The sequence below is a fragment of the Sulfitobacter maritimus genome, from assembly GCF_013346665.1.
In the GTDB taxonomy this organism is placed as follows: Bacteria; Pseudomonadota; Alphaproteobacteria; order Rhodobacterales; family Rhodobacteraceae; genus Sulfitobacter; species Sulfitobacter maritimus.
Genome location: NZ_JABVBB010000021.1, coordinates 656,532 through 672,997, shown reverse-complemented (window position 1 = coordinate 672,997; position 16,466 = coordinate 656,532). Strand labels below are relative to the sequence as shown.

The following is a 16,466-nucleotide window of genomic DNA, read 5'->3' as shown; positions in this document are numbered from 1 at the left end:
GGTTGATTGGCATTCAGCCCCGCCTATGGCTAACCTTGACCAAGATGAAAAACGGATGCGTTAAATTTACATGAAGACACTGTTGCTCCCCCTTTTGACCGGTCTGTCGCTTTTGGCGGCTCCTGTTTACGCGGAATTGGACCGGCCAGTGGTGGTTGAGCTGTTTACCTCGCAAGGCTGTTCGTCCTGTCCCGAGGCTGATGCGCTGCTTGCAGAACTCGCCCCACGTGATGACATTATCGCACTGGCGCTGCATGTGGATTACTGGGACTACATCGGCTGGGAGGACCCTTTTGGCGATCCGGCCCATGCCGAGCGCCAACGTGCCTATGCCGCCGTGGGCGGGCGGCGCAGCGTGTACACGCCGGAATTGATCGTACAGGGGCAGACCGACATCGTAGGTGCCAAACCGATGCAACTGATGGAGGCGGTCGAAGAACATGCGCAGGTGACGCCCACCGTGGCGCTTGAGATCGCGCGAAAGGGCGCGTCCGTGCAGATCGAAGCGGAGGCGCTGGCCAAGGGCACTGGCCCCATGGTCGTTCATTTGCTTCGTTACACGCCTGAAAAACACACCAAGGTCACGCGGGGCGAGAATGCGGGCCATACGATGACACACGCGAATATCGTTCACGGTTGGACGGTGTTGGGGGATTGGGATGGTACCGCGCCGCTTTCACTCCGCGCCGATGCGCCGGGCGACGCGCCGGTTGTGGTCTTGATCCAAGAGCAAGAAGCCGGGGGTGGTCCGGGGGCGATCATGGCCGCTGCACGGCTGAGGTAACCTGACTTGGGTCTCGCGCGGGCGCCAGCGCGGCTGAGGTAACGCGCTTAGGTCTCGTGCGGGCGCCAGCGCCGCTGGGGTAACGCGGCTTAGGTCTCGTGCGGGCGCCAGCGCCTGTGGACCCAGAACCACTGTTCGGGGTTTTCCTCGACCCGCGCGGTCAGACTGTCGTTCAATGCCTGCGTCATGGTCAGCGGATCGCTATGCGGCACCGGGGCTTCGATCACCACATCGAAACTGACGCCATCTTCCTGCCGGATGCCATAAAAAGGGATCAGCAATGCGTCATAGCGCAGTGCCAGTTCCGCGGCGGAGATCGCGGTGCGGGCAGGCTTGCCGATAAAGTCTAGGATCGGGGCGCGTATGACGTGTTGATCGAACAACAAAACCAGCCGCCCGCCTTGTTTAAGGTGCCGCACAAAACCCGCCGTACCGCGCCGCCCCTGTGGGAACACCGGCCCACCAAAAGCTTCCAGCGTTTTGACGTAATGCGCGTTGAAATAAGGGTTTTTCATCTCGCGGTAGAGCCCGCCGATGTCATAGCCCCGCGCCACCAATGACGCGCGCACGGCTTCGTAATTGCCAAAGTGGCCCGTGACCAGAATGACAGGACGCCCCGCTTCACGCGCCTCCTGCAGCGCCGCCATGCCCGGCCCCCGCGGCGTCGCCTCGGCCATGCGGGCGGGGAAGTCTTGGGAGGAGTAGTTCTCAATGAACGACCGGCCCAGATTGTTCAGACAACGCGTTGCAATCTCAGCCCGGCGGGGCTGGGGCATCTCTGGCCAAACATGCTTAAGGTTCGCCAGAGCGCGACCTCGATAACCAGCCAGTGGACCCAGCACATGTTGGACGAGCGCCCCGACAAAACGCACCCGCAGACGGTAGGGCAAAGCGAGCGCGAGCCGAATGATGCCGACAATCAACAGATTTCCGAAATAGTGCCGGGCGCGGCGGCCTAGGGATGAGGCTGGCTTCTTCTGAGGCTTTTGTTCTGGCATGAAGGCTCTGACAGGCTGTGAATTCGCACTGACATAGCCTGCCACCGCCGTCGCAACAAGACGTGCTGGCCGCGCTGCGCAGGGCTTAGCCGTCCTCCTCTGGCTCGTCGCTGAGCAGCATGAGATCGCCCCGCGCCTCCATTTCACGGATCGCACCGACGATCTCTGACATCGCCTCCTCGGCTTCGGCGGGTTTGACCTTGCCCGCCTCGGCTATTTCCTCGCGCAGTTGGTCGGCCATACGGGCAGACATATTCTCCAAGATAAAATCGCGGGAGGCGGCGTAGCCTGCGGCTTCGGCACCGGCCAGCGCCAAGACCAAACGCGCCTGATCGATCTCGCGCAGCACCCGCGGCAGATCGCGTGGCGCGATGCGGGCGGGGATGTTGGCAAAGGTAAAAATGGCCTTGCGCACCGCGTTGGCGAAACCCTGATCGGTTTCGTCCAAGCCTTCGAGCACGTCATCACGGGTCAGCGTGGTGGAAGAATTGAGTATCGCGCCGACACGTTCAACAGGATCGCTTTCAAAGGCGCGTTGCGGCTGATCGTCGAGCTGCATCGCAAGCGATAGGCCAATACGGTCCACCGCATCCGGGGTCACGGCGCTGGTGAGCGACACCGCATAGGTGATGCGCCGCGCATGGGGGCCGGGCAGGCGACCGAGCAGGTCAGCAGCAGTTGAGACCTTGAGCTTGGACAGCATGACGGCGGCCACCTCAACGCTCTCATTCTGTAACACCGGCAGCAGCTTTTCCGCGTCCAACTCGCCAATGCGCGCCCAGGGATCACCGGCCATGCGCACGCCCGCCTCTTTGCGCAGTCGCGCGGCAGTCTGGTGGCTGATCTTGCCGTCCAACACATCAAGCGCGGCACCGATGCCATTGGGGAACGACAGGCCCACGCTGTCCAATTCCTCCGCAAATTCGGAGATGACAGCGCCTAGCGTGTCCCGGTCAACGCTGCGCATAGAGCCCATTTGCTGGGTCAGGCTAATCTGAAGATCCTCTGGCAGGTCCTCAATCGGAAGATCGGCGCCTTCGTTCAACAACAGCCGCACGACAATCGCCGCCTTGGCCCGGCGGCTGAGCGGTGCACGCGGCGCGGTGCCAAACGCGTCCAGCGGCGCGAATCCGCCCGTTGGAATTATGTCGTTCATCCATGCCCCCTCAAATCACTGCGCTTTGGCGGAGAGGTGACAGGCAAAGGTGAACAAAGCTTGAAATGAACCCGAAGGAAAAACGTCGAATGCGACGTATCGGCCCCCTTGACTGAGCCGATCTGACGCATGCGTCACGTAGTGCAGACTGCGGAGTAACGCCCGCCCGTTAGGCCGTTGCGTCCGGTACGCAGGTGCCGCTGCTGATGTCGAGTTTCATCCCCTCCGCGCAGGTCATCACGCGTCTGTCGTGACTGCATCCGTTTGCAAGGGCGAGGGTGGGGGCCGTAAGCGCCATGAGGGCGCCGAGTGTCAGTGCAAGTTTCATGCCGTTTGCTCCTTTGACAGGCGCAGACAGGGTACACCCGTCTGCGCCAATCTCAAAGCATTACGATCAACGCATCATTCGCCAAAGACACGTTTGAAAATCGTGTCGACGTGTTTGGTGTGATAGCCCATGTCGAATTTCTCGTTCACGCCATCTTCGCCGAGGGCCGCGACGACCTCTTCATCGGCGAGCAGCAATTCGCGGAAATCGAGCCGTTCCTCCCAGACCTTCAACGCGTTGCGCTGCACCATGGAGTAGGCGTCTTCGCGGCTTACGCCCGCTTGGGTCAGGGCCAAAAGTACCCGCTGGCTCATCACGAGGCCGGGGAATTTGTTCATGTTCTCCAGCATGTTTTCGGGGAAGACGAGCATTTTGTCGATCACGCCCGCCAAACGGTGCAAAGCGAAGTCCAGCGTGACGGTTGCATCAGGTCCGATGCCACGCTCAACGGAAGAGTGCGAGATGTCGCGCTCATGCCAAAGGGCCACGTTCTCCATCGCCGGGATCACAGCCATGCGCACCAGACGCGCCAGACCGGTGAGGTTTTCGGTCAGCACCGGGTTTTTCTTATGCGGCATGGCCGAGGAGCCTTTTTGGCCCATTGAGAAGAACTCGGCCCCTTCGAGCACTTCGGTGCGCTGCATGTGGCGGATTTCAATGGCAACGTTTTCGATGCTGCTGGCGATGACGCCAAGCGTGGCAAAGAACATGGCATGACGATCGCGGGGGATCACTTGGGTTGAAATCGGCTCGGGGTTAAGGCCCAGTTTCTCGCAAACATGCTCTTCGACGCGCGGGTCGATATTGGCGAAGGTACCAACAGCGCCAGAGATTGCACCGGTGGCGATTTCCTCACGCGCAGCGACAAGGCGCGTGCGGTTGCGGTCCATCTCGGCATAGAAGCGCGCGAAGGTCAGGCCCATGGTGGTGGGCTCGGCGTGGATGCCGTGGCTGCGGCCCACCCGGACGGTGTCCTTATGCTCCAGCGCGCGTTTTTTAAGCGCTTCCAGCAGCTTGTCCATGCCGACCAGCAGCAGATCGGCAGCGCGGGTCAGTTGCACGTTAAAGCAGGTGTCGAGCACATCGGAGGAAGTCATCCCCTGATGCACGAAACGCGCCTCATCGCTGCCGACATGTTCGGCCAGATGGGTGAGGAAGGCGATGACGTCGTGTTTAGTGACGGCTTCGATCTCGTCAATGCGGGCCACGTCGAATTCGACGTCTTTGGCTTTCCACACGGCTTCGGCGTTTTCGCGCGGGATCACCCCCAGATCGGCCATGGCGTCGCAGGCGTGGGCCTCGATCTCGTACCAGATGCGGAATTTCGTTTCCGGCGACCAGACGGCAACCATATCGGGACGGGAGTAGCGGGGGATCATGCGCGCACCTTTTTAGGACAGGGGATGGGTCAGGGGCGGCATAGACTGACTTGGGGTTAAGGACAAGTCTGGGTGGGGGGTGATGAGTGTCAGCGCCTGCCCGTTGGTCGGCGGCTCGAAGGTGGCCTCATGCCACCGGATGGTTCAGCCGTGATGTCTGTTGGAGGTGGTACGCCCAACCTCGGAACGTCGCCTACACGCGCAGGCAATGCCCGGCGCGTGCGGTTTGGTTCCGGGCAGTGGTGATGAAATGGGGCGGCTAAACGAGTTGGTGTTTGTCGCCATGCAGCTGCCACCGTGTCTACAGCAGTTCCGTCACAACCGTCGAACTGCGCTCTAGCGTGCGGTGCACCGGACATTTATCCGCGATCTCCAGCAAACGTTGCCGCTGCTCATCGCTTAGCGCGCCGTCCAGCCGAATGCGCCGGTGCCACGTGTCGACCTTCTCTGCCGCACCGGTGCCCGCGTCCTGCGCGTGAACCTTATCGTGGTAGATATCAACGCTCACACTCTCAAGCGGCCAGCCCTTGCGCCGGGCATACATGCGGATCGTCATAGAGGTGCAGGCCCCCAGCCCGGCCGAGAGGAACCCATAGGGCGACATGCCACGGTTGGTGCCACCATAGGCCAATGGTTCATCCGCCAGCGCGTGGTGATGCGGGCCTGCGTTCACGTCTTGCAAAAAGCCATCTGGATCGGCCTCGCTCACCCGCACGATGCCTTCGGGCGCGCCGGGGGGCGGTGCAGGGGATTTCAGCGCTAGATAGCGGTCAGCCCAAGTGGCGATGATATCAGCCGCATATTCAGCGTCTTCGCCGCGTGTGATAAGATGATCTGCATTATCGAGCGTGACAAAGCTTTTGGGGTGTTTCGCGGCGATGAAAATCTGCGCGGCATTATCGATGCTTACCACCTCATCGCGCGGCACGTGCATCACCAGCAAGGCGGCGTTGAGCTTACCGATTTCGGGGGCAAGCGTCGCTCCTTGCACATCCTCGACAAAGGCTTTGCTCACAGTAAAGGGCCGCCCACCAAGGTTGACCTCCGCCTGACCCTTGGCGCTGATCTCTGGCAGGGATTGGGCAAAGCTATGAGTGACATGCGCGGGATCAAAGGGCGCGCCAAGGGTCACGACAGCCCGCACATTCGGCAGACGCGCTGCAGCCTTCAGCACCGCCGCCCCACCCAGTGAATGGCCGATCAGAAGCGCGGGCGCCATATTTCTCTCGCCCAGATATTCATAGGCGGCGATCAGGTCATCAACGTTCGAGGAAAAGGACGTATCCTCAAATGCGCCTTTGGATTGCCCCAATCCGGTAAAGTCAAACCGCAAGACAGCGATGCCCATCGCCGCCAGACGGGCAGAGATACGCCGCGCTGCAAGTCCGTCTTTGCTGCAAGTAAAACAATGCGCAAAGAGCGCTGTGGCCAGATGTGGCCCCTCAGGCAGATCAAGCCGCGCGGCCAGTTCCACGCCCTTAGGTCCGGTGAAGGTGATGCGTTCGGTGGCCATAGTGATGCTCCAGTTTGCTTGTCCCAATGGTGGGATGTTCTGCAGTAGGATCAAGACCTGCGTCTTACCATTCACCCAAGCGTGACGCGATTGCGTAGGGCGCGATCTCATTTGCCCCGGCTAATTGCTTTGTATACCACTTGGGCAAACATCAGTCGGAGAACCCCTTTGTCCACGCCCCCCAAGCCCAAATTGCACCCCGCCACCATTGCCGCTCAAGCCGCGGGCGCCGTCGATCCTGCCTCCGGTGGGGTCGTGCCGCCAGTGCAATTTGCCACCACCTATTTGCGCGACGAAAATTACGCCTTGGTGAATCCCGACAATATGTACCTGCGCTCCCATAATGAAAACACGCGGATCGCAGAGCGGGTGTTGAGTGCGTTGGAGGGGGCAGATGAGACCTTGATCTTTCCCTCGGGCATGGCGGCCATCGCGGCGGTCTTTCGCACCGTGCCAACTGGGGCCAGCGTGCTGGTACAAAGCCAGATTTACTGGGGGACCACCAAATGGATAAGGGATTTCTGCGCCAGACGACAGATCACGCTGCACGAGGTCGACGCCTCTGACCTTGACGCCTTTACGAAACTTTGCCGCCAGACACAGCCTGATCTTTGTTTGGTCGAAACCCCGTCGAACCCATGGCTGCGGATTACTGACATTGAGGCAACAGCCAAGGTCGCACATGAAGTCGGCGCGGTTCTCGTTGTCGATAGCACAGCCGCAACACCGGTTCTGAGCCAGCCCTTGGCGTTTGGGGCTGATATTGTCATGCATTCGGCAACCAAGGGGATCAACGGCCACTCTGATGTGCTGGCGGGTGCGCTGGCGACCAATGCGGCTGAGGCCGGGCGCTGGCAAATGATCCGCGACGACCGCAATGAGGCCGGCGCGGTGATCGGCCCGATGGAGGCGTGGCTTTTGGCGCGGGGGATGCGGACCCTGCCGCTGAGAATGCGGGAGATGTCGCGCAACGCGCTCGCGCTGGCCGAATTTCTGTCGGATCACCCACAAGTCGAAGAAGTGATGTATCCCGGACTGCCTGACCACCCTGGCCATGCTCTCGCGTCTCAGCAGATGCAAGGTGGCTATGGGGGGCTGTTGTCCTTTGTTGTCAAAGGCGGTGCCGAGGCGGCGCTAAAGGCCACCGGACGGCTGCAACTGTTCCACCGCGCTACATCCCTTGGCGGCGTCGAAAGCCTTGTTGAGCATCGCCACACGATTGAGCCGCATACGGGCATTCCCGAAGGGCTGTTGCGGGTGTCGGTGGGGATTGAGGATATCGAGGATTTGGCCGCCGATCTGGCGCAGGCGCTAGGGCAATAGCATAGGCTGGCCGACCGCTTTGCCCGCGCTAAGTGACTAGCCATGAGCCAGCGTCTCGCCGCAGGTGCTTTCGGGCAAACCCGCGTGAAAAGGTCAAATGATATGAGGAAATCTTGCGCCTGATACCATCCGTGACCCTTTTGCGAAGCACGGCCTTGCTAACGGGCCTGAGCCTCCTGTCGGCCTGCGAGGGCCGGCAATCGGTGCTGAACCCCGCAGGGCGCGACGCACAGGATGTGCTGGGGCTGATCTGGGTCATGTTCGGCGGTGCGGCTTTGCTGTGGTTTTTGCTGGGCGCGATCTTTGCCTATGTCACCCGCGTAGAGCCGCGCGAGATGCCACGCCGCTGGGGAGAGGCGCTCATCATTGGCGGCGGCGTGATCTTTCCGGTGATCCTTCTGGGCGCGTTGCTGGCCTATAGCCTGCCGATGATGGCCCCCCAGCGCGCGGCGGAGGAGGGGCTGAAGGTGCATATCACCGCTGAGCAATGGTGGTGGCGTGTCGCCTATGAACTGCCCGATGGCCGCCGTATCGTCTCGGCCAATGAGTTGCGTTTGCCGGTGGGGCGTCGGACTGGGCTGGTGCTGAACGCCCACAAAGTAATCCACGCCTTTTGGGTGCCCGCGCTGGGCGGCAAGGTGGACATGATCCCCGGCCGCGAGACCTATCTTTCGTTCCAACCAGAGGAACCGGGTGTTTATCGGGGGCAATGCGCCGAATTCTGCGGTGCCTCCCATGCGCTCATGGCCTTCGAGACCGTCGTGATGACGCCCGAGGACTACGCCGCATGGCTTGAGGCCGAAGCCGCCGATGCGCAAAAGCCCGCCAGTGCAGAAGCCTACCGGGGAGCAGAGGTCTTTGCCCGCGAGGGATGTGGTGCCTGCCATACGGTGCGCGGGACATCCGCAGCCGGGCAGGTGGGGCCGGACCTGACCCATGTGGGCAGCCGCAAGAGCCTTGGCGCGGGAATCTTGCAGATGACCCAAGACGACCTAAGCCGCTTTGTCGCCCATACCGAGGCGATCAAACCTGAGGTCGCCATGCCCAGCTATGACCACCTGACCCTTAAAGACCTGCGCGCCCTTGCGGCCTATCTGAAAGGGCTGACATGACACGACCGCGCACACTGCCCACCGCCGAAGGCCCATATCCGCCGACCGAGGAGATGCTGAACGCGCCCGTATCCGAGGCCGAGCAGAAGCGCGGGGGCGAGGAGTTGCGGGCCGCGTGGAAAACGCCCGAAGGCTGGCGCTATGTGACCGCCGTTAACAACTCCGAGGTCGGCAAATGGTACTGCCTTACGGCGCTGGCCTTTATGCTCATTGCGGGTGTGCTGGCGCTGCTGATGCGGGTGCAACTGGCATACCCAGATATGACCTTCCTCGACGCGGATCGGTTTAACCAGTTCTTCACCATGCATGGCTCGGCGATGATGTTTCTCTTCGCTGTGCCGATGTTCGAGGCGATCTCGATCCTGATCCTGCCTGCCTTTCTGGGCGCACGCGACATGCCGTTTCCGCGCCTATCTGCCTATGGTTACTGGTGTTTCCTGATTGGCGGCTGCTTTGTGCTCGGGTCACTGTTGTTTGACGCGGGGCCGAAAGCAGGGTGGTTCATGTACCCCCCGCTGGCCACCAAGGAAGAGGGCGTTGGCCCTGACATTTGGCTCTTGGGGCTAAGTTTTATCGAAGTCGCTTCAATCGCTGCTGCTGTTGAATTGATCGTGGGTGCCCTGAAATGCCGCCCGCCGGGAATGCGCGTGAACATTATGCCGCTCTATGCGTGGTATGTGCTTGTCGTTGGCGGCATGATCCTCTTCGCCTTCCCGCCGCTCATCGCCGGGGATTTCCTCTTCGAGCTGGAACGCTCCTTCGACTGGCCCTTCTTCGACCCCACGCGCGGTGGTGATCCGATCCTTTGGCAGCATCTGTTTTGGATCTTCGGCCATCCGGAAGTCTATATCGTGTTCCTGCCCTCCATCGCGATTGCCGCCATGATCGTGCCGACGGTGGCACAGCGGCCAATTGTGGGGTATTCATGGATCGTACTGAGCGCTGTTGGCACCGGGTTCCTGAGCTTTGGTCTTTGGGTGCATCATATGTTCACCACTGGCCTGCCGCAGATTTCATTGGGCTTCTTCTCGGCGGCCTCTGAAGCTGTGGTGATCCCCACGGGCATCCAGATTTTTGCCTTTGTCGCCACGCTGATGGTCGGGCGGGTCAAGCTGACGCTGCCGATGCTTTGGATTGCCGGCGCACTGGCGATTTTCGTGGCAGGCGGGCTGACGGGGGTGATGCTGGCCATCGTGCCGTTCAACTGGCAGGTGCATGACACCTATTTCATCGTCGCACATCTCCACTACACGCTCTTTGGCGGCATGGTCTTTCCGGTGATCGCAGGGGTCTATTACTTCTACCCTTTCTTTGCCAAGAAACTGCTGAGCGAGCGCTTGGGGCTTTGGGCTTTCTGGCTGATCTTTTCGGGCTTCAACATCACTTTCCTGCCGATGCACCTGACCGGGCTCATGGGGATGCCGCGCCGGGTGTTTACCTACCCTGAAAGTTCCGGCTGGGGTTGGCTGAACCTGATTTCGACGTTGGGGGCGTTTATTGTCGCGGCGGGGTTCGCAGTATTCCTTTTCGATCTGCTGCGCCCGAAGAAAGCGCAGGGTCAGATTCCTCGCAACCCTTGGGGTGCGGGCACGCTAGAGTTCTCCCATGATGTCCCCGAAGAGGCTTGGGGCGCACGCTCAGTGCCCTATGTGACCTCACGCTATCCTCTGTGGGACCAGCCCAAACTGCTCGCCCGTATGGATGCTGGCCGCTATTATCTGCCCGACGCGCCGGAGCATCAGCGCGAGACCATCGTGACCAGTGTGATCGACGCCAAGCCGGTGCATGTGCAACGCGTCACCGGGCCTGCGTGGATCACCATTCTGGCCGCGATCTTCACCGGTGGCGCGTTTATCTTCCCGACGTTCCATATCTACACCCCCGCCATCATCTGCGCGGCTTTTGCTATCGTCTGCATTATGTATTGGCTCTGGACCAGCACGGCGCGGCCTCCGAAGGACGATATGCGCGATGCGGGGCTGGGCCTGCGCTTGCCGACCTATGCGTCCGGGCCGCAATCAGTGGGTTGGTGGGGGATGTGGATCACCATGTTGGGCGATGCCACAGCCTTTGCCAGCGTGGTGTTTGGCTTCTTTTTTTATTGGACGGCGCGACCCGACTTTCCGCCAGAAGGGGCGGCGCATCCTGCGGGCCTCTGGGTCGCTGTGGCAGCGCTGGCCGCGGTGGCCGCTTGGGCGCTGACTGTCGCGGCGCGAGAGAGCAATGCGCGGGGACAGGTGACACTGGCGCGGATCGCCTTGCTGCTGGCGCCCTTGGCGGCGGGGGCGGCTGGCGTGGCGGCTTGGGCCGCTGTGCGCGACCTAGACCCAACGAGCCATGTCTACCCGGCCATCCTCTGGGCGCTGATGGTCTGGCTGGTGGTGCATCTTGGCGCGGGCGTGTTGATGCAGGGCTACTGCCTTGCAGGGAGCGTCTTTGGCAAGATGACCCCGCGCCACGACGCGGAGCTGCGCAACGTGACGCTCTATTGGCATTTCATGGCCGTGAAAGCGCTGGTGACAACCGCCGTGCTGGGCCTTGCGCCGGGGTGGCTGACATGAGCGACATTCGCGACGAACAAGACGCCCATGAGTTCCGCGCCGAAGCGCTGAGCCTGTGGCGGATCACCTTTGGCCCCTTGATCTGGGCGCTGCATTTCGTCTGCTCCTACGGCGCGACAGCGCTGGTCTGCGCCAAGGCAGGTGCAGAGGCGGTGCCAGTGCTGCGTATGGGCATTGGCATAGGCACCTTGCTGGCGCTGGCGTTGATCTTTTGGTTTGGGCTGCAAGCTTGGCGGCAATGGGATCTGCGGCGCGACCGGGAATGGGAGAACGACGCAGGCACCGGCGAGGATCGGCACCAGTTTCTAGGCCATGCAGGGTTCTTGCTGGCGGCTATTTCCTTCATTGGCGTGGTTTATGTCGCGCTGCCCGCGCTGTTCATCGGCACCTGCGCATGACGCGGAGCTTGGGATATATCGGCCTTGGCCTATTGGCCGTGTTGTGGCTGCTGCCTCTGGGGTCTTGGCTGGGGGCCGATTTCCCACACCATATGCTGCGCCATATGGGGCTGGTGACGGTTGTTGCGCCGCTTTTGGTGCTGGGCTTTCCGAGAGCCACCGCCCCCTTTGCGGTCTCGCCGCTTTTCGGCGCTGTGGTGGAGTTCGTGGTGGTCTGGGGCTGGCACTTGCCGGCGTTGCATGGTTGGGCCGATGGCGGCTGGCCGGGATTGGTTCTAGAGCAAGGCAGTTTCGCGCTTGCAGGGCTGCTGGTCTGGGCTGGCTGTCTGCGGGGCGATCCCTTGGCGGGCGCGGGGGGGCTTTTGCTGACCTCCATGCATATGACCTTGCTCGGCGCGCTCATCATCCTCGCCCCGCGTGATCTATACGCAGAAATCTGTGGCCGTGCAGCAGACCTGAGCGCGCAGCAATTGGGCGGCTTGCTGATGCTGGGCATTGGCACGCCGATCTATCTCGTGGCGGGGCTAGCCTTAGTCGCACGTGCGCTGAACAGCCGAGAGGGCATGGCATGAAACGGGTGATGCAAACCTTGGTCGTCTTGGCTGTAGGTGGGGCTATGGTAGCAATGCTGGTCGTTGGTCTGGGGCTCTATAACGTCTCTGCCCGGGCGGGGCATCTGCCGGGGGTGCGGTGGCTGCTGCACACGACCTATCAGCAGTCCGTGCGGCTGCGTGCGCCTGCGCCGGAAAAGGTGCCTGAGGACATCGCCCATCCTGACCGTGTGGCGCTTGGGGCTTTGCATTTCAAAACCAGTTGCGCCTTTTGCCATGCTTTGCCGGGCCAAGCGCAAAGCGCCACCGCACAAGCGATGGAGCCGCCTCCGCCGCATATTTCTCAGGCAGTTTCAGACTGGGCGCCGGAGGAACTGTTCTGGATCGTGAAAGAGGGGGTGAAAATGACCGGCATGCCCCATTGGCCGACCCCGGATCATGAGGACGAAATCTGGTCGGTCGTGGCCTATCTCACTACCTTGCCGGACCGGCAAAGCCAAATCGCCTTGGCCGGAGAGGGGCGCGACCGGGCGGGCTGTGCACAATGTCATGGTGAGGACGGCAACAGCCGCAACAGCTATATTCCCCGGCTTGACCTGCTGACCCCCGGCCAGATCGCCGAGGCGCTACGCCAGTACCGGGACGGGCGGCGGACGAGTGGGATCATGCAAGAGGCCGCAAGCCTGCTGACAGACAGCCAAATCGCGATGGTGGCACAGAAATTCGGCTCCACCAAAGCACCGCAGGAACAGTCTGCGCCTGCGCCCCAAGCACCCTCCGCAGGGGCGCGGCTGGCGCAGCACGGCACCGGAGATGTACCAGCCTGCACCGCCTGCCACGGCCCTGCGCGGCGGGCCGATGCGCCTATCGCACCTTTGCTGAGCGGGCAGAGCCAAGCCTATCTGGAGACACAACTGAAACTCTGGCGGGCAGGGCACAGGGGCGGCGGAGAGAGAGCCAATCTGATGCGCAAGGCGGCGCAGGATTTGCAAGACGCGGACATTAAAGCGTTGGCGGAATGGTTCGCCAGCCTGCCGCCCTCGTAGGGCTTAGCCTTCGGACCAGTCTTGTAGCGCCGTGATCACACCGTCGGTCAGCGATTGCAAATCCTCCTGCACCGCCAGCGCCGGGCAGGGTCGCTCGAGCAGCGCCGCCATGTCGGCCATGTGAAAGCCGTTGGGCGCGTCCATCTTTTCTAACTCTTCCCAAGTCACCGGCACAGCCACCGGCGCACCGGGGCGCGCGCGCAAGGAATAGGGCGCAATCGCCGTGGCGCCGCGCTCATTGCGCAGCCAGTCGATAAAGACACGGCCCTTGCGCTTGGCCTTTGACATGGTCGCCGTGTAGCGCGCCGGATCGCGGGCGGCCATTACATGGGCAAAGGTTTTGGCAAAGAGTTTAAGCGTGTCCCAACTGCGGGTCCGCCGCAGCGCAAGCCAGACATGCACACCCTTGCCCCCGGTCACAATCGCGCCGGATCGCAGGCCCAATGCCTCCAGCGCATCGCGCACCTCAAAGGCGGTTTTGCGGACGTCTTCCCAGTCCAACCCTTCATCGGGATCGAGGTCAAAGACCAATCTGTCGGGCCGGTCCAACCGGTCCACCCGCGCCCCCCAGATGTGGTACTCCAAACTGCCCATTTGGGCCGCCGCAATCAGACTTTCGGGGCGGGTCGCGTACAGGTAATCCGCCTTATCCCCATCGCTTTCTTCGATCTGTACCCGCGACAACGCATCCGGCATCCCACCGCTGTCGTGCTTTTGGAAGAAACACTGCCCGTCGATCCCCGAAGGGCAGCGGAAAAGCGACAAGGGGCGGTGGCCAATCAGCGCGATCATGCGCGGGGCGACGCGTTCATAATGGCGCGCCACGTCCCCCTTGGTGCATCCCGCTTCAGGGAACACCTTGCGGTCCGCGTTGCTGATGCGCACGCCGCCAATGGTGCTGTCGCTTGCCATGTCGTCGTCCTTTTCAGGGGGTTGCTTTGGTTTTTCGAGCGTTACTTCAGATGCCTCTTTGTCCTGCCGCAGGCCGAGGAAACTGCCGTGGCGGATGATGCCGTCTGATGTGAACTCGGCAAAATCGACCTCAGCCACCAGATCGGCGCGGACCCATTTGGCGTCTCGGGCGATCTCTGGCGGTACGTCCTCTGCGGGGGGCGTTTTGCGGGATGTCATGGCTTTGGAAAGCTCTGTCATTGTGCTTTCCGAAAAGCCTGTGCCGACCCGGCCTTTGTAGCGCAGTGCGCCGTCCTCGTGACTGCCGAGCAACAGTGAGGCAAAGGGGCGGCCTTTCTTATCCGACGGCGAATAGCCGATGATGACAAACTCTTGCCGCCGGGTGCATTTGATTTTCAGCCAGTTTTTGCTGCGACGCCCGACATAGGGCGCATCGATCCGCTTGCTGATGATCCCCTCGGCCCCAGCTTTGCAGGCCTGTTCGAAAACTTCACGCCCATGCCCGACCACATGCTCGCTCAGCCGCAGCGCACCTTTGGGCGGCACGCCAGAGAGCAGCTTGGCCAGCCGTGCGCGGCGGTCCGATTGCGGTTTGTCACGAAAGTCTTTGCCGTCCAAGGAAAGCAGGTCAAAGGCAAAGAAAACCAGCGGATGCCCTTCCTTTAGCGCTTTTTGCAGGGACGAAAACGCCGAGCCATCGATCCGCGCGGCCATGACTTCACCGTCCAACAAAGCCGCATCGCAAGGCAGGGCGTCAAAGGCCCCGGTTAAGCTGCTGAACTTTTCGGTCCAATCCTTGCCGGAGCGCGTGAACAACCGCAGCCCGCCTTTGCCCAAAGAGACCAAACAGCGGTAGCCGTCAAACTTGGTCTCATGCATCCAATCCTCGCCTTCGGGTGCTTCGCTGACCAAAGTCGCCAATTGCGGTTTGACGAAAGCAGGCGATTTACCTTTGCGCTTGGGGCGGGTCTCGGGCGGTGTTTTTGCTGGCGCGTCCGCAGCGATCTCTTCCATCGTGCGGCCGCTTTCAATCGACCTCGCGGTGCCTTTGATCAGACCGTCGGGATCATCACGCGCATAGTCGTCGCGTTCCTTGATCAGCAACCAATTCTCGCGCTTGCCTTGGCCGCGCATCCGTACCAGCGTCCAGCCGCCCTGCATGTGGTGGCCTTGCAGGGTGAACTTGAGCTTGCCGTCTTTCAGACCCTTGTCCACATCGCCTTGCGGCATCCAAGTGCCGCGGTCCCAAAGCATCACCGTGCCGCCGCCATATTGGCCTTTAGGGATCGTGCCTTCAAAGCCGCCATAATCGAGCGGATGGTCCTCGGTACGCACGGCGAGACGCTTTTCCGAAGGGTCGGGGGCGGGGCCTTTGGTGACTGCCCAACTCAAAAGCACCCCGTCCCATTCCAGTCGAAAATCATAGTGCAACCGGGTTGCCGCGTGTTTCTGCACGACGAAACTATAGCCTGCACCAGCCGCCCGTGTCCCACGCGGTTCTTTCGTTTGTTCGAAATCGCGTTTGGCGTTGTAACTGGCCAGCCTGTCAGGATTCTTTGCCATTACGAGGCTTTCTTACGCGGGGCTTTCTTCTTAGCAGGCTTGGCTTTGCTGCCCTTCGCCTCTTTCAGGCTCTCTTTGAGTGCGCTCATCAGGTCGATCACATTCTCCCCCTCAGCGGGCGCGTCATCGCCGGTCTGCACACGTGGGGTCTTCTTGTTCTTCACCTTGGCGTCCAACAGCTTTTGCATCGCCTCAGCGTATTTGTCGCTATAGGCGCTGGCATCGAAAGGCGCGGTTTTGCGGTTGATCAGCGAAGTCGCGACGTCGAGCAGTTCCTTGTCGGTCTCATCGTCCGCGATGTCGGTGAAAATCTCATCGGCTTCGCGCAATTCATCCGCGTAATGCAGGGTTTCCATCAACAGCCCATCGCCGCAGGGCTTTACACAAGCGAGATATTCCTTCCCGCGCATTGTGACCTGGCCCAGCCCCACTTTGCCCGCGCTGCGCAGGGCATCACGCACCACGCGGTAAGCATCTTGGGCCAGATCGTCTGACGCGGTGATGTAATAGGGTTTGTCGAAATAAAGCGGTGAGATTTCACAGGCGTCGACAAATTGGACCAGCTCAAAGGTCTTTTTGGTCTCAAGCTTGATCTGATCCACTTCTTCGGGGTCGAGCAGGATGTATTCGTCGCTGCTCACCTCGTAGCCCTTTACAATGTCCTCAGCCTTGACCGGGCCAATACCGGGGACGGACTTTTCATAGCGAACCCGCTTGCCGGAGGGCTTGTGGATCTGTCGGAACGACACTTTTGAGCTTGTCTTGGTGGCCGAGAATATCTCCACCGGAATTGAGACCAGCGAGAGACGAAGTTGACCTTTCCAAAGTGCACGCGGTGCCAT

14 protein-coding genes are annotated in these 16,466 nt (G+C 61.2%); 7 read left to right on the top strand and 7 right to left on the bottom strand.

Annotated features, from left to right (window positions below; translation table 11 throughout):
* The first annotated feature begins 70 nt into the window (after positions 1-70).
* Complete coding sequence (locus HTT03_RS05270) at positions 71-784, top strand: DUF1223 domain-containing protein (protein WP_174858802.1); 714 nt, start codon at positions 71-73, stop codon at positions 782-784.
* Between the two features lie 89 nt (positions 785-873).
* Here HTT03_RS05270 and HTT03_RS05265 read toward each other — a convergent pair whose 3' ends face one another.
* The 5 genes from HTT03_RS05265 to HTT03_RS05245 form a co-directional block, all read right to left on the bottom strand.
* Entirely contained in the window at positions 874-1,782 is a 909-nt protein-coding gene (locus tag HTT03_RS05265) for a lysophospholipid acyltransferase family protein (RefSeq protein WP_174858801.1), read from the bottom strand.
* Positions 1,783-1,867: 85 nt separating this feature from the next.
* Positions 1,868-2,938 carry a flagellar motor switch protein FliG gene (locus HTT03_RS05260; protein WP_174858800.1) on the bottom strand — a complete coding sequence of 357 codons (1,071 nt, stop codon included), beginning with the start codon at positions 2,936-2,938 and terminating at the stop codon, positions 1,868-1,870.
* A gap of 169 nt (positions 2,939-3,107) precedes the next feature.
* On the bottom strand, positions 3,108-3,266 hold the full coding sequence (locus tag HTT03_RS05255) for a hypothetical protein (RefSeq protein ID WP_174858799.1): 159 nt from the start codon (positions 3,264-3,266) through the stop codon (positions 3,108-3,110).
* Between the two features lie 74 nt (positions 3,267-3,340).
* Complete coding sequence (gene purB, locus HTT03_RS05250) at positions 3,341-4,645, bottom strand: adenylosuccinate lyase (RefSeq protein WP_174858798.1); 1,305 nt, start codon at positions 4,643-4,645, stop codon at positions 3,341-3,343.
* A 301-nt stretch (positions 4,646-4,946) separates the two neighbouring features.
* On the bottom strand, positions 4,947-6,158 hold the full coding sequence (locus HTT03_RS05245; RefSeq protein ID WP_174858797.1) for a bifunctional alpha/beta hydrolase/OsmC family protein: 1,212 nt from the start codon (positions 6,156-6,158) through the stop codon (positions 4,947-4,949).
* Positions 6,159-6,326: 168 nt separating this feature from the next.
* Between HTT03_RS05245 and HTT03_RS05240 the strand changes: the two genes are divergently transcribed.
* The 6 genes from HTT03_RS05240 to HTT03_RS05220 all read left to right on the top strand — a co-directional run bounded on the left by HTT03_RS05240 (position 6,327) and on the right by HTT03_RS05220 (position 13,149).
* Complete coding sequence (locus tag HTT03_RS05240; protein ID WP_174858796.1) at positions 6,327-7,481, top strand: trans-sulfuration enzyme family protein; 1,155 nt, start codon at positions 6,327-6,329, stop codon at positions 7,479-7,481.
* Positions 7,482-7,612: 131 nt separating this feature from the next.
* Positions 7,613-8,593: a cytochrome c oxidase subunit II gene (locus tag HTT03_RS05235; protein ID WP_343035698.1), complete on the top strand. Its 981-nt coding sequence runs from the start codon at positions 7,613-7,615 to the stop codon at positions 8,591-8,593.
* Positions 8,590-11,154, top strand: coding sequence for a cytochrome c oxidase subunit I (gene ctaD / locus HTT03_RS05230; RefSeq protein WP_174858795.1), 2,565 nt, complete (start codon positions 8,590-8,592; stop codon positions 11,152-11,154). The genes HTT03_RS05235 and ctaD overlap by 4 nt, the downstream gene beginning before the upstream one ends.
* Positions 11,151-11,552 carry a hypothetical protein gene (locus tag HTT03_RS18655; RefSeq protein WP_246253349.1) on the top strand — a complete coding sequence of 134 codons (402 nt, stop codon included), beginning with the start codon at positions 11,151-11,153 and terminating at the stop codon, positions 11,550-11,552. The genes ctaD and HTT03_RS18655 overlap by 4 nt, the downstream gene beginning before the upstream one ends.
* Positions 11,549-12,124, top strand: a complete 576-nt coding sequence (locus HTT03_RS05225; RefSeq protein WP_246253348.1) for a cytochrome c oxidase assembly protein — start codon at positions 11,549-11,551, stop codon at positions 12,122-12,124. Before HTT03_RS18655 ends, HTT03_RS05225 begins: the two co-directional genes overlap by 4 nt.
* A complete protein-coding gene (locus HTT03_RS05220) occupies positions 12,121-13,149 on the top strand; it encodes a c-type cytochrome (RefSeq protein ID WP_174858793.1) in 1,029 nt (342 codons plus the stop codon). Before HTT03_RS05225 ends, HTT03_RS05220 begins: the two co-directional genes overlap by 4 nt.
* Before the next feature lie 3 nt (positions 13,150-13,152).
* Here the strand turns inward: HTT03_RS05220 and ligD are convergent, their stop codons facing one another.
* Positions 13,153-15,624: a DNA ligase D gene (gene ligD, locus HTT03_RS05215; RefSeq protein ID WP_174858792.1), complete on the bottom strand. Its 2,472-nt coding sequence runs from the start codon at positions 15,622-15,624 to the stop codon at positions 13,153-13,155.
* The gene (gene ku / locus HTT03_RS05210; protein ID WP_174858791.1) at positions 15,624-16,466 is read right to left on the bottom strand and encodes a non-homologous end joining protein Ku; all 843 of its coding nucleotides are present in this window, start codon (positions 16,464-16,466) and stop codon (positions 15,624-15,626) included. The genes ligD and ku overlap by 1 nt, the downstream gene beginning before the upstream one ends.